The 11,955-nt window shown below is 66.6% G+C and carries 14 protein-coding genes; 7 read left to right on the top strand and 7 right to left on the bottom strand.

The features are described 5' to 3' along the window. Positions 1 to 277: 277 nt before the first annotated feature. The 4 genes from fae to mch all read right to left on the bottom strand — a co-directional run bounded on the left by fae (position 278) and on the right by mch (position 3,758). Positions 278 to 787 (bottom strand): formaldehyde-activating enzyme, encoded by a 510-nt coding sequence (gene fae, locus BN69_RS06835; RefSeq protein ID WP_014890839.1) that lies wholly within the window; start codon positions 785 to 787, stop codon positions 278 to 280. Positions 788 to 925: 138 nt separating this feature from the next. Then, positions 926 to 1,801 carry a triphosphoribosyl-dephospho-CoA synthase gene (locus BN69_RS06830; protein ID WP_014890838.1) on the bottom strand — a complete coding sequence of 292 codons (876 nt, stop codon included), beginning with the start codon at positions 1,799 to 1,801 and terminating at the stop codon, positions 926 to 928. A 1-nt stretch (position 1,802) separates the two neighbouring features. Further along, positions 1,803 to 2,762, bottom strand: a complete 960-nt coding sequence (locus BN69_RS06825) for an ATP-grasp domain-containing protein (RefSeq protein ID WP_244435055.1) — start codon at positions 2,760 to 2,762, stop codon at positions 1,803 to 1,805. A 15-nt stretch (positions 2,763 to 2,777) separates the two neighbouring features. Next, positions 2,778 to 3,758: a methenyltetrahydromethanopterin cyclohydrolase gene (gene mch, locus BN69_RS06820; RefSeq protein ID WP_014890836.1), complete on the bottom strand. Its 981-nt coding sequence runs from the start codon at positions 3,756 to 3,758 to the stop codon at positions 2,778 to 2,780. A gap of 354 nt (positions 3,759 to 4,112) precedes the next feature. On the opposite strand from mch, the gene BN69_RS19405 reads away from it, so the two are divergent. Continuing rightward, complete coding sequence (locus BN69_RS19405) at positions 4,113 to 4,274, top strand: hypothetical protein (protein ID WP_158491297.1); 162 nt, start codon at positions 4,113 to 4,115, stop codon at positions 4,272 to 4,274. Between the two features lie 197 nt (positions 4,275 to 4,471). Then, positions 4,472 to 5,068: a hypothetical protein gene (locus tag BN69_RS06815; RefSeq protein WP_244435054.1), complete on the top strand. Its 597-nt coding sequence runs from the start codon at positions 4,472 to 4,474 to the stop codon at positions 5,066 to 5,068. A gap of 42 nt (positions 5,069 to 5,110) precedes the next feature. Here the strand turns inward: BN69_RS06815 and ygfZ are convergent, their stop codons facing one another. Then, complete coding sequence (gene ygfZ, locus BN69_RS06810) at positions 5,111 to 5,944, bottom strand: CAF17-like 4Fe-4S cluster assembly/insertion protein YgfZ (RefSeq protein WP_014890834.1); 834 nt, start codon at positions 5,942 to 5,944, stop codon at positions 5,111 to 5,113. Positions 5,945 to 6,048: 104 nt separating this feature from the next. Here ygfZ and BN69_RS06805 point away from each other — a divergent pair, with 104 nt between their 5' ends. From BN69_RS06805 to BN69_RS06795, 3 genes are all read left to right on the top strand, one after another. Next, the gene (locus tag BN69_RS06805; protein WP_014890833.1) at positions 6,049 to 7,374 is read left to right on the top strand and encodes a dihydroorotase; all 1,326 of its coding nucleotides are present in this window, start codon (positions 6,049 to 6,051) and stop codon (positions 7,372 to 7,374) included. A gap of 94 nt (positions 7,375 to 7,468) precedes the next feature. Continuing rightward, a complete protein-coding gene (locus tag BN69_RS06800) occupies positions 7,469 to 7,780 on the top strand; it encodes a hypothetical protein (protein ID WP_014890832.1) in 312 nt (103 codons plus the stop codon). A 38-nt stretch (positions 7,781 to 7,818) separates the two neighbouring features. Next, positions 7,819 to 8,046, top strand: coding sequence for a hypothetical protein (locus BN69_RS06795; protein ID WP_014890831.1), 228 nt, complete (start codon positions 7,819 to 7,821; stop codon positions 8,044 to 8,046). A gap of 105 nt (positions 8,047 to 8,151) precedes the next feature. On the opposite strand, the gene BN69_RS06790 is transcribed toward BN69_RS06795, so the two are convergent. Beyond that, positions 8,152 to 8,664, bottom strand: a complete 513-nt coding sequence (locus tag BN69_RS06790; protein ID WP_041926841.1) for a hypothetical protein — start codon at positions 8,662 to 8,664, stop codon at positions 8,152 to 8,154. Between the two features lie 123 nt (positions 8,665 to 8,787). Here BN69_RS06790 and BN69_RS06785 point away from each other — a divergent pair, with 123 nt between their 5' ends. Beyond that, positions 8,788 to 11,256 carry a TIGR02302 family protein gene (locus BN69_RS06785; RefSeq protein ID WP_014890829.1) on the top strand — a complete coding sequence of 823 codons (2,469 nt, stop codon included), beginning with the start codon at positions 8,788 to 8,790 and terminating at the stop codon, positions 11,254 to 11,256. Positions 11,257 to 11,316: 60 nt separating this feature from the next. Continuing rightward, positions 11,317 to 11,517, top strand: coding sequence for a twin transmembrane helix small protein (locus BN69_RS06780; protein WP_014890828.1), 201 nt, complete (start codon positions 11,317 to 11,319; stop codon positions 11,515 to 11,517). A 6-nt stretch (positions 11,518 to 11,523) separates the two neighbouring features. Here BN69_RS06780 and BN69_RS19730 read toward each other — a convergent pair whose 3' ends face one another. Then, positions 11,524 to 11,943 carry a TlpA family protein disulfide reductase gene (locus BN69_RS19730; protein WP_244435053.1) on the bottom strand — a complete coding sequence of 140 codons (420 nt, stop codon included), beginning with the start codon at positions 11,941 to 11,943 and terminating at the stop codon, positions 11,524 to 11,526. Positions 11,944 to 11,955 lie beyond the last annotated feature (12 nt).

Genomic DNA, 11,955 nt, shown 5'->3' with positions numbered 1-11,955 from the left:
ATCCCATCCCTTCCGGTGCGTTCGCGTCCCTGCGGCGTCTGACTTTGCGCGCGCGGAATGCCCCTATTGCTGGTTGCGCCCTCCCTCGGGGAAGACGAAATTTCTGCTGGCTGCCGCCCCCGCGCGCCAGACTTTAGAACTCTGCCGGCGTCAGAACTCTGCCGGCGTCATCGTCTTGCAGCGTCGACGCTTGGCCGCTCGAGCGGCGGCCTCGGCCGGCTGCGAGCGCGGCGGCGGGGAGCGTTCGAGCTCCCCGCTGCGCATGTTCCTAAGCGGTTCAGTTCGGCGCGAAGGGATGCTTGGCTTCGTTGCGCTTGGCGACGACTTCCGACGCCTTCGGCTCGCCCCTGACGGCGCGGGCGATGGCTTCCTTCGTCGCGGTGTAATTATAGTCCTGGATCTTCTTGTCGTCCGAAGCGTCCCAGTGAATGAACACGCCGACCGCAATGAAGATGTCGTCGGCTTCGTCGACCGGGATCACGCCCTCGGCGACCGAATCCGCGACGGCCTTGGCGACGCCATGCTGCGCCGGGCCGAACATCTGCACCGCCTGCTTGGCGCCCTTGATCGTCACCTTGTTGAACAGGATCGTGTTGGGCTTGCAGAGCAGGTTCGGCGCGACGACCGCGAGCAGCGTCGTGAAGCCGTCCTTGTTGTTGACGAGCGCATTGGCGAAGGCGAGCTCGGCCGCCGAGCCGCGCGGACCCATGATCAGGTCGATATGCGCAACTTCATTGCCGTCGCCGACCAGCGACTCGCCGACCAGCATCTTGTTGATTAAAGCCATGTGTTCCTCCCAGAATTCCTCATGATCGCGCGCGCCATTCGGTCCCGAGCGCCTCTATCCCCTCTTCGGCGCCGAGCGAAAAAAGCCCGATCGGACCGGTGGTCAGATAGCCGCGAGTCCATCCCGCGCGCGGCGGACTCAACCATTTTTGCGCGGCCTTGCCAAGATGGCCCCAAGATAATCGGCGAAAAGAACCGCGACGGTCAGATCGGCGCTTGTGCCGGGATTCAACCCACGCTGTTTCAGCGCGCGATCGAAGTCCAACGCCAGTTCGAACGCCGCCGCGCGGCCTTTGGCGTTCTTGAGACTCTTTTCGAAAAGCGCCGCCTCGCCGCGAACCGCCTCGGCGGCGGCGACTCCATGTTTGCGCGCGATATGGCTATCCGGAAAAGCTGCGAGAAAGGCCGCATAGACGGCGAGCGTTCCGAGCGCCGCATCGGCGCTTCGCGCGCGCGCTTCGGCGAGAGTCTCAAGGCCAAGGTCGAAAATATCGGCGAAGCCATTGGCGTATTGCCAGGCGATGCGGTCGCGGCCGGCGGCGGCGCGCATCGCTTCGAGGAGAGTCGTTTGCGCCGGCGCATGGACGTCATGCTGCGGCGCATCTCCAAGCCCCGCCGGCCGCGCATGGGCGATGGCGCGAAACGCGGCGTCGGCGTCGTCGATGTCGAGGGCCTGCAGGACGCGCCCGGTCTCCTGGTTGAGATCGGCGCTTTGCGCGGTCGTCGCGGCTTGCGCCAGCGGCGCGCAGAGCAGCACGATGCCGAGATTGGTGTTCTGCCCGACGCGCGCCCGCGTCGCTTCGATCGCGCCGGCGATGCGGGCGCCGACGCTCGATCGCTCCGCGCCGATGAAGGGGGCGGCGGCCTCGGCGCTGGCGAGGAAATCCGCCGTGGTCATGCCATGGCCGTCGGCGAAGACATGGACGTTGCCGGGCTTGGGCGCCTGCAGCTCGGCTTCGCAGGCGGCGACGAAGGCGGTGGCGATCGCTTGCGGGTCGGCCGCGAAGGTCGCCACGTCAGGCGCGACGTCGCGCGCGCGTCAGCTGCGCGAGCGCGTCGGCGGCGACTCTGTCGGCGATCGAGAAGGGCGTCACCCGCTGCAGTCCGCTCCAGCCCGCCATGCTGTTGACTTCAAGAATTAGCGGCGCGCCGCGGTCGTCATGGATGATGTCGACGCCGGCGAAATCGACGCCGAGCGCGCTTGCGGCGGCGAGCGCGATCTCCGTCTCCCGTTCTGACGGCTCGACGGCGAGCGGCTTCGCCCCCTGCCGCACATTGGTGATCCAATGGCTCGAGCGCCGGCGCATGGCGGCGATGGTTTCGCCGCCCGAGACGAGAATGCGCATGTCTTCGAAGGGCGGTCGCGCCGGGCCGACGAAGCGCTGCAGATAGAACACGCCGCGCGCGTCCTGAAGCGACGGCAGATCGCCTTCGCATTCGATCAAGCGCAGGCCCCAGCCCTGCGCCCCGAACAGGGGCTTCATGACGAGCGGGCCCTTGGCGCATTCGCGCCGCGCGATGGCGCGCGCCTGCGCGGGAGTCTGCGCCGCGAAAGTCTGCGGCGTCGGCAGTCCGGCCCGCGCCAGAAGAAAGCTCGCCATGGATTTGTCGGTGCAGCGTTCGATCGCGCGCGCGCTGTTGACCACCGGAACGCCGAGCGCCTCCAGGGCGTGCAGGACGCCGAGCCGCATGGTGATCGCTTCGAGCGACCCGTCGCCGATGGCGCGAACGATGGCGAGGTCGGGAAGGTCGCGAAATCTGGGGATGATGAGGCCGTGGGCGCGGCCCGTCTCGATCTTGCAGGCGGAGAGCCGCACGGCGACCGGCGTCGCGCCCTGCCTGCGCAAGGCGCGGAGCGTGCGCTCCACATGCCAATCGAGCTTGTCGGTGAAGACCGCCACACGCGGCGGTGGCCCGCTATCCTCGCTCAGAAGAGCGGTGGGGTCGGATCTATCGAGCAGGTCGAACGCAGTCAAACAACGCCCCGGCGATCACCCGCCAAACGATTTATCCAGCAGCGCCAGATTGATCTCGCCGGCCCGGAAGGTTTCGCCGGTCTCGACCGCCGTCACAAGCGCTTCGGCCGGCGAAAACAGGCTGCCGTCGATCTTATAGAAGTCGCCCTTATACGCCTTGAAGATTTCGGCGAACGGCCGGCCATAGTCGCGCGACGTCATGCTCGGCAGCTTCTCGGCGAGCTCCTTGGCGGCGGCCGCCGAGCCCTTCACGAAAAGATGCGCGCGCCCCGCATAAATGATCGCGTCATTGGTGCGGCCCATCGCCTGCACGAAGTCGGGGTGGGGCGGCGAGAGCGGCGCCGTCGCGACGCCGTCGATAATGTCGTCGAGCGGAAAATGCAGCTCATGCGCCTTGTGCAACGCGACTTCGAGCACCCGGCCGACCACCTGCACGCCGCCGGCGAGCGACTGCGTCGGCGCATAAATGAAGGCGACCTTGTCCGGCGTCACGCCTGAGCGCGCCGCCACTTTCTCGACAACTTCCTTGGGCGGCGGCGAGCCGCTTTCGAGGACGATGGTGACGCGGTCGGCGAGATCGCGATACGACAGTTCGTCGAAGAGCTTTTCGGCCCGCGCCTGGGCGCGGCCCGGCCCCGACCCCAGAGCGAAGAATTTTTCATGGCTGAGGCTCCAGCCGGCGTATTGGCTGGCGAGGCAGGCGACGACGGGATCGGCGCTGGTCACGGTCAGCCAAAACGGCCAGTTGGGCGCGGCCGGCGTGTGGGAAAGGGCGACGCGCCCAAGTCCGCCCATGCAGATCTCGGTCAGCAGCAGGCCGGCCTCAATGCCGCCCGGGACCTTGGCGCCGGCGTCGATCAGTAATTCGCCGAGGCCGCCGCGCTCGACCGAGACCCGATATTTCGCCGCGCCGGCGACGAGACGGTCGACCAGCGCGCCCGCGAGAGCGTTGACGCTTTCGGTCGTGCGGCCGCTGATGTTCAGGCTTCCGCTCACGTGTGGCCCTTCCCTTCTTTCGCTCTGTGGCGCTATCCACCCTTGCCCGGCCGTTCTAAGCATGCGCCTGCCGCCGGTTCGAGCCCTGAACTTATAGAGCTTTTCCGCCGAAACGAAAGCCGGGCCGCGTCGCAGCATGTCGCGGCGCGAACCGCTCGGCCATAAGCTGGCCATGAATCGGCCATGAAGTTTGAGGCCGAATGTCACAAAACTTCAATCTTTGTGGGTTTATTAAGGCAACCAATCGGCTGCTGAAGCGTTGAGCATCGCTTGTGTGTTTCCGCACATCAAGCAGGCGCGCTTTGTGCGAAAAGCGACCAGTACGATATATTTTTACGCTGGAAGGAAGATGAGATGGACGTGCAGCCGACTGAACGGGACGTCGCCGAACATGCGGCTGGACATCTTGCGTTGGCCGACGTGCTCTACGTCGCGCTCGCGATTGCGGTGATTCTCTTCGGCAATATGGCGCTCGTCCGCGCCATGGACGTCGCGCTCGATTCCCTGGCCCGATAGGCCACGCGCCGACCGGCCATCGGCGGGTCGACGAAGATCGGCGGGCTGAGAGCAACTTCCGTCAGCGTCCAGCTGCGATACGCCTTCGGCTTGGGGAACTCATTTCGTCGCCTTCGCCGTCGGCAGGCGATGGACGGCAGGCCCAAAAATGCGGCATTCTCGATTTTCGAGACACGATGTCGAATTCGGGCGAAAACATGTTCAGAATTAGGCTCTTCTTCATTCTCCTCGCGGCGATCGGCTCGATCGACTGCGCGGAGGCGCAAGCGGTGCGCAGGGATTCCGCCAAGGCGTTCCAGAAAGTTCGGGAATGCTCGGCCCAAATGGGCCCGAACGTCATCACCTTCAGCTTCTATCAACCGACGCAATCGCGAGATCAGTTCTGCGAGGACGTTCCCGAAACCGGATCGACGACCATCGTGGTCGACACGATGCAGGACGAATTGCGGGATATGATGGTGGAGATCCGAATCGTTGAGGCGGCGCCGAATGGCGACGACGAAGCAGCGCCAAACGAAGCCTATTTGCCGCCCGCGCGGTTCCAAACCGGCGTCATCCAGCTCGAACATGATTTCAAGAAACAAGGAGACTACGTGGCGCTCGTGCGGGCGCGCAGCGAGGATGGCCGCAAGGAATACAACGCCCGTTTCCTCTTCTCGGTCGGCGAGGAGTTCATGCGCGCCTGGACCGCGGTCGCCGTCGCCACCGTGGTCGCGATCGCTTTAGGCGCGGGCTGGTACGTGCATTCCTTCGGCAAGAGAGCCTCCAAGAAGACCAAGTTCCGGCAGGCGTGACGGCGCCCCCTGCGCTCGTTTGCTGCGGCGGCCGTCGTATCCCTAAGTCGCCGGTTTGTCCGGAGTCTCAAAAGACAAATCCGCGCCTGCCGCCATTGGCGTCGCGCCGGCCGCCAAGGCGTCGCCGAGACGGTCGAGACGGATCAAGGCGAGACCCTCTTCATGCAGGCGCGAGCCGGTGACGCCGATTTCAACGTCGCCGGCGCGGATCGTTTCGCCCGGCGCGGGCGCGGCGCCTTGCGCCCGATATTTCGTGATCCGCTTGCGCACCAGGCCGCGATGCTTCATCCGCGACACGACTTCCTGGCCGACATAGCAGCCCTTCTTGAAGTCGAGCCCCGAGAGCAGATCCATGTTGGCTTCGTGCGGAAAGGTTGCGCCATAGTCGAAATCGACGCCGCCGAGCGGCACGCCGGCATGAATGCGCCGGGCCTCGTAGGCGCTCCGCCCCTCCGCCGTCGGTATCTTGCCTTTCGCCGCGATGGCGCGGAAGCCGAGCGGGCCGCGCGGATCGGCGGCGATGGCGACGGCCTCGACCTGCGGCGCTTCGGTCGCATCGGGAAAGGCGATCGCTTCGAATTCGCCGCTGCGGTTCGTCACCGTCACTTTCGACCGCAGCTTGTAAATGTTCAGACGTTTTTCGAGATCGGCGGAAAGCGCGAGCGGGCAGTCGAGCAGATAGCCCCCTTCGCCTGCGGCGAAGACCAGAAAATCGAACAAAATCTTACCCTGGGGCGTCAGCAGCGCGGCGAAGCGCGCCTCTCCGGCCTTGAGCGAGGCGACGTCGTTGGTCACCAGATTATGCAGGAACTTGCCTGCGTCTTCGCCGGAAATCTCAATGATCGCGCGGTCATCGAGCAGGATCGCCGTCGTCATGTCTCTCTTCCGCCTCCGCCGCCAGCTGCTTGAGTCTCGCGCGCCTTTGGCGCATTAGCAACAAAACTCCATCCTGCGACGACATCGCAAGCGAGGCGCCACTCATGCCGCAGGTTTTCGACGTCATCCTCTCCGGCGGCGCGCTCGTCAATCAGGACGGCGAGGGCGCACGCGACGTCGGCGTCCGCGACGGCAAGATCGCCGAAATCGGCGATCTCTCTCGCGCCTCGGCCGGTGAGACGATCGATTGTCGCGGCCTGCATATTCTGCCTGGCGTCATCGACAGCCAGGTGCATTTCCGCGAGCCCGGCGCCCCGCACAAGGAAGACCTTGAATCGGGATCGCGCGGCGCGGTTCTGGGCGGCGTCGTCGGCGTCTTCGACATGCCCAACACCAATCCGCTGACGACGGGCGAAGCGGAGCTCGCCGACAAGGTGGCGCGCGCGAGCGGGCGCATGCATTGCGATTTCGCCTTCTGGGTCGGCGGCACGCATGAGAACGCCGCGCATCTTGGCGAATTGGAGCGCCTGCCGGGCGCCGCCGGGATCAAAGTGTTCATGGGCTCCTCGACCGGCTCGCTGCTCATCGCCGACGACGCCGGCGTCGCGGAGGTGCTGTCGCATACGCGCCGACGCGCCGCCTTTCACAGCGAAGACGAAGACCGGCTGAATCTGCGCAAGTCCCTGCGCATCGCCGGCGATCCGTCCTCGCATCCGGTCTGGCGCGACGTCGAGACGGCGGTGCGCGCGACGCGTCGGCTGATGAACATCGCCCGCGAGAAGGGCGCGCTCGTCCATGTGCTGCATGTCACGACGCAAGAAGAGATCGCGCTGCTCGCCGAACATAAGGACATCGCCAGCGTCGAAGTGACCCCGCATCATTTGACGATGGATGCGCGCGATTATGCGCGCATCGGCACGCTGGCGCAGATGAACCCGCCGGTGCGCGAGGCGCGCCATCGCGAGGCCCTCTGGCGCGGCGTCGCGCAGGGCGTCGTCGACGTGCTCGGCTCCGATCATGCGCCGCATACGCTGGAAGAGAAGGCCAAGCCTTATCCCAACAGCCCCTCGGGGATGACAGGCGTGCAGACGCTCGTTCCTCTGCTGCTCGATCACGTCAACGCCGGCCGGTTGACCCTGCAGCGTTTCGTTGACCTCACCAGCGCCGGTCCGGCGCGGCTTTTTGGCATCGCCGGCAAGGGGCGCGTCGCGGTGGGCTACGACGCCGATCTCACCATCGTCGACATGAAGCGCCGCGAGACGATCCGCAATTCCTGGATCGCCTCGCGCGTCGGCTGGACGCCTTATGACGGCAAGGAAGTCGTCGGCTGGCCGGTCGGGACCTTCGTGCGCGGCGCCAAGGTCATGTGGGACGGCGAACTCGTAACGCCTTCCAGCGGAGCGCCGATGCGCTTCTGGAACGCGCTCTAAGCTCCTTTTGCAAAGTTGCGCGAAGGCCCGGAACATTGCGGCCTCGCGCGCGGTTAGTCGCTCATTCCCAATTGCGCGCAAAAGGAGATGAGCCATGCCGCAGGGAGACAAGTCGGCCTATACCGACAAGCAGAAACGCAAAGCCGAGCACATCGAGGAAGGCTACGAGAAACGCGGCGTGTCCGAGAAAGAAGCCGAGCGCCGCGCCTGGGCGACCGTCAACAAGGACGACGGCGGCGGCAAGAAATCGGGGTCCGGCCGCGGCGCCAAGACGGGCAATCCGGCGGCGCACAAGGGCGGCAAGATCGGCGGCGAAGCTTCCGCGTCGCGTCCAGCTGCAGAACGCTCGGCGTCCGCCAAGAAGGCCGCCGAAACGCGCAAACGCAATGAACGGCGCGCCAGCTAGCGCGAAGCCATTGCTGCTGAAAGCGACAGGAGAACGCGATGACCGCGCAGAAGGACGTGCAGCCGACGAACGAAGGCGAAGGCAGCCGAACCGCCGCCAAACAGTATAATGAGGCCACGAGGAAATTCGTCGAAAGCGGCAAGGTCGACAAGGCGGCGAAGGACGCCGAGCAGGCGATCGAAGGCGACGAAGCGGAAGAATTGAAACGCGCCGAAGATGAAGGCCGCGCGCACGCCGCGCCGCATGAGCAGGAGCGCGAGATCTAACTTAGTGCTTTGCCGGCGGCGGTCGCGTTCGACCTGCCGAACAGCCTCTCCAGATTACGGCGCGGCGATCGCCGCCGCGCCGTCTCCCGACGCTTCGACGAACTTTCAGTCTTCGCTCCAGAAGTAGTGCCAAACGCCGTCCGACCCGACGCCGATGCGCATCGCGCGCGGCTTTCCTTCGGCATTGGAGCGTATAAGATCGGCGAAACGCACGCAGCGCCATCTTGCGCGCGCCTCCTCCTCATTGGCCGCCGCCTGTGGGTGGCGCGCAAAGGCCGGCCATTCGTAGAGCGTCGTCGGCCCGCGCACGATCTTGACGAAGGGCTGCGCAAAAATCGCAAGAATGAGCGAAATCGTTTCGCGGCCCTTGCGATCGAAGGAAAGCGCCTTCAAAATCTCGATGGGATCGGCGCCGGCCTTGAAGGCGCCGCTCTTGGCGAACAGCGGGCGCGTCTCGTTCCAGTCGATCGGAACGCGGAGCGCCTCGACATCGCCCGTCTCGCAAGCGGCGAGAATCTTGTCGCGGATCCTGGCGACGGGCGCGGGCAAAAGCGCGAGATCGCCGATCGGGGGCGAAAGGACGTCGCCAGTGACGTCACCCTTGGGTTTGCGGATCATGCAGCATGTTAGCGCGCTCCGCCCTTGATGCGCCAATCCGCTGAATTTTACCGTTTTCCTACGGCCAAGATTGTCTGTCCGCAACGAAACCGCCATTGTCATCGGCGCGCTCTCGGAGAGTAAATGGACGAGCTTCAGCACCAGAATGCGCCCTCGGGGAAAAGGACCTCGCCGCGTCTTGAGGGGATGCTGCGCCAGTCGGCGCTCGCGATTCTCGCCGAGCGCGTCTGGCGGGCCGGCCTGGCGCTCGCCACGATTCTCCTGTTCTTTCTGACGCTCTCCTGGCTGGGCCTTTGGCAGGCTGCGCCGCTGGAGGCGCGCATCGGCGGCGTGGCGCTCTTCGGCTTCGCCGCGCTCTATGTGATCGCTCGGGAATCGGCGCGCGGCTGGCCGCATCGCGCTGCCGCGCTTGAACGGCTGGACCGCAGCGGCGACGCCGCGTTGCGTCCTGCGTCTTCGCTCGAGGATCGGCTCGCGAGCCCGAACGCCGACGCGGGGGTCGAGGCGCTCTGGGCGTTGCATCGCCAGCGCCTGGAGACGGCGCTGGCGCAGACGCCCATCGAGGCGCCGCATCCGCGCGTCCCGCAGCGCGACCCTTACGCGCTGCGCGCGCTGGCGCTCGTCGCGGCGGTCGCCGCCGGATTCGCGGCGGGCGACGAAAAGCGCGCGCGCATCGCCGCCGCGTTCGACTGGCGGGCGTCCGCGAGCTTCGGGACCGCTGCGCGCGTCGACGCCTGGCTCGAACCGCCCGCCTTTACGGGGCGTCCGCCGATCGTGCTGGCGAAGGAAAGCGACGCGCCCATCGAGGCGCCGGTCAATTCGACGCTGCGCATCCGCCCTCCGGACTTAGGCGTATCCGTCTCCGGCGGACTGGCCGCCGCGCAGGCGGCCGTCGAGGACGCGCAAAAGGGGGCGGCGAAAGAGCAGGCGTTCAAACTCTCGCGCGCGGCGCGCGTCTCGCTTTCCGACGGCCGGCGTTTCGATCTTGCGGCGATCCCGGACAAGCCGCCGAGCATCGCGCTGACGGAAAAGCCGCGCAACAATGTTCGAGGCTCGATGACGCTCGCGTTCCGCGCCACCGACGATTACGGCGTCGTCGGCGCCGAAGCGGTCTTTAGCCGCCCGCCCAGCGCACGACGCGCGCTCTACGAGCCGCCGCGTCTCGCGCTCGCTTTGCCGCCCGGCGGCGGCGGCCAGGGCGACGCCAAGGCGACGATCGATCTCGCCGACAGTCCGTTCGGCGGCGCGAAGCTCGCGATGCGCCTCGTCGCCAAGGACGCCGCCGACAATGAAGGCGCTTCTGAATCGATCGACGTGACTCTGCCGCAGCGTCGCTTCGTCAAGCCGCTCGCCCGCGCGCTCGCCGAACAGAGGCGCATTCTCGCGCTCGATCCGGATTCGCGCTCAAGCGTTCGCGTGGCGCTCGAGGCGCTGTCGGTCGCGCCGGAAGCCTTCGATACGCCTGCCGCCGTCCATCTCGGACTCCGCGAGGCGCGCCGCGGTCTCGAGGGTCCGCGCAGCGACGACGAATTGCGCGGCGTCTGTGAAATGCTGTGGGCGATGGCGCTCGGCCTGGAGGAGGGCGACACCTCCCAGGCGGAGCGCGAACTGCGCGCGGCGGAGCGCGAATTGAAGGATGCGATCGCGCGCGGCGACAGCGAGCAGGAAATCGCGAAACGCGCCGAGGAGCTTCGCGCCGCGCTCGATAAATTTCTCCAGCAGCTCGGCAGCCGATTGCCGCCGGAAGGTTCGCCGCGCCAGGAGTCGGAGGAGGGCGGCGACGCCGTCACGCCGGACGAGCTGCAGGCGATGCTCGACGAGATGAACCGAGCCATGAAGTCGGGCGACATGGCGCAAGCGCAAAGGCTCCTGGAGGAGCTCCAGGACATTCTCGAAAATGTGCAGACGGCGCAGGGCGCGGGCCAGCGTCGCGGCCGCGGACGCGAAATGGCGCGCGCGCTCAACGAACTGGATCAGTTGTCGCGCGAAGAGCAGCAATTGCGCGACGACACGTTCCAGGGGATGAACGCGCCGAGCGATACGGAGAGTCGCGGCGCGCGCGGCCATCGACAGAAGGGACAGCCGCAGCACGGGGAGCTCGGCGACGAACGCCAACGCCAGCAGGCGCTTCGCGAGCGGCTCGAGCGCCAGCAGGACGCGCTGCGCGAGGGCGGCGTCGAAGCCGCCGAAGAGCTCGACGACGCGCGCCGCGCGATGAAGGAGGCGGAAGACGCGCTCGGCAAGGCCGGCGAAGGCGGCGCGAGGGCGGTCGACGCGCAAGGGCGCGCGGTGCAGGCCTTGCGCAAGGGCGCCGACAGGCTCGCGCAGCAAATGCGCGGCGAGGGCGACCAAAGCGCCGAAGAAGAGGGCGGCGGCCCCGGCAGGCGCGGGCGCCGGGGCAAGGGCCGCGATCCGCTCGGGCGGGCGCCCGGCGACGGCAATCGTCCCGACGCCTATGGGAAATATGATCCGCTCGGCCTGCCGCCGGCGCAGCGCGCCCATCGCGTGCAGGAGGAGCTGCGCCGCAGGCTCGGTCAGCCTGAGCGCCCGCAGGAAGAGCTCGATTATCTGCAGCGCCTGCTGCGGCGATAAACGCCTTGCCGGCGGGCGCGCGCTTCTCTACAGCGCAGCGGGTAGGGAGAAGCGCCGCTCATGCCAAGTCCTTCAAATCTATTGGTCGTCGTCGCCGTCGCGGCGGTGATTCTTGTCGTCGTCGCCGGCTTCATCAATATGTTTCGCGGCGGCGAGGGCGCGCCGGCCCGCTCGCAGAAGCTGATGCGTTGGCGCGTCGGCCTGCAACTGCTGGCGCTTCTCATCGTGCTCGGCGTGCTTTACGCGCGGGGCCGCTGGTAAGCGCGCTCACTTGGCGACGCGCTTCTCCAGCCACTCGACGATCAGCGGATCGTCGACCGCGCCCGTCACCGTGACGACGCCGCCGTCCGGGGCGACGAGCGCCGTAAAGGGCAATTCTCCGCGCCAGGCGCTGTCCGCTTCGAAATAAAGCTTTTCGACAAAGTCGTCGGCGAAGCCGTAATGGACCGCGCTCGAGAGTCCGACCTTCTCGATGCGCGCTTGCGCGCGGGCGCGTTCATCGTCGCCGTCGGTGTTGACGAAGACGATGTCGAATCCCTTTTTCTCCGCGGCGATCTTCGCCCATTGCGGCAATTCCACGAGGCAGGGCGGACAGGTCACCGACCAGTAATGCACGATGAGCGGCCTGCCGGCGTGTGCCTTGGTCAATTGCCCGAACGCGCCTCGGCCGTAGGGCTTGAAGTCCATGGCGAAGGCGCC

It is taken from the genome of Methylocystis sp. SC2, from assembly GCF_000304315.1.
Taxonomy (GTDB): domain Bacteria; phylum Pseudomonadota; class Alphaproteobacteria; order Rhizobiales; family Beijerinckiaceae; genus Methylocystis.
This window is presented reverse-complemented; position numbering and strand designations above follow the sequence as displayed.

Excerpts from the sequence above, each read along its gene's own strand:
- fae (WP_014890839.1), bottom strand. The coding sequence starts at position 787 with ATGGCTTTAATCAACAAGATGCTGGTCGGCGAGTCGCTGGTCGGCGAC.
- BN69_RS19405 (WP_158491297.1), top strand. The coding sequence starts at position 4,113 with ATGGACGTGCAGCCGACTGAACGGGACGTCGCCGAACATGCGGCTGGA.
- BN69_RS06815 (WP_244435054.1), top strand. The coding sequence starts at position 4,472 with ATGTTCAGAATTAGGCTCTTCTTCATTCTCCTCGCGGCGATCGGCTCG.
- ygfZ (WP_014890834.1), bottom strand. The coding sequence starts at position 5,944 with ATGACGACGGCGATCCTGCTCGATGACCGCGCGATCATTGAGATTTCC.
- BN69_RS06805 (WP_014890833.1), top strand. The coding sequence starts at position 6,049 with ATGCCGCAGGTTTTCGACGTCATCCTCTCCGGCGGCGCGCTCGTCAAT.
- BN69_RS06800 (WP_014890832.1), top strand. The coding sequence starts at position 7,469 with ATGCCGCAGGGAGACAAGTCGGCCTATACCGACAAGCAGAAACGCAAA.
- BN69_RS06795 (WP_014890831.1), top strand. The coding sequence starts at position 7,819 with ATGACCGCGCAGAAGGACGTGCAGCCGACGAACGAAGGCGAAGGCAGC.
- BN69_RS06790 (WP_041926841.1), bottom strand. The coding sequence starts at position 8,664 with ATGATCCGCAAACCCAAGGGTGACGTCACTGGCGACGTCCTTTCGCCC.
- BN69_RS06785 (WP_014890829.1), top strand. The coding sequence starts at position 8,788 with ATGGACGAGCTTCAGCACCAGAATGCGCCCTCGGGGAAAAGGACCTCG.
- BN69_RS06780 (WP_014890828.1), top strand. The coding sequence starts at position 11,317 with ATGCCAAGTCCTTCAAATCTATTGGTCGTCGTCGCCGTCGCGGCGGTG.
- BN69_RS19730 (WP_244435053.1), bottom strand. The coding sequence starts at position 11,943 with ATGGACTTCAAGCCCTACGGCCGAGGCGCGTTCGGGCAATTGACCAAG.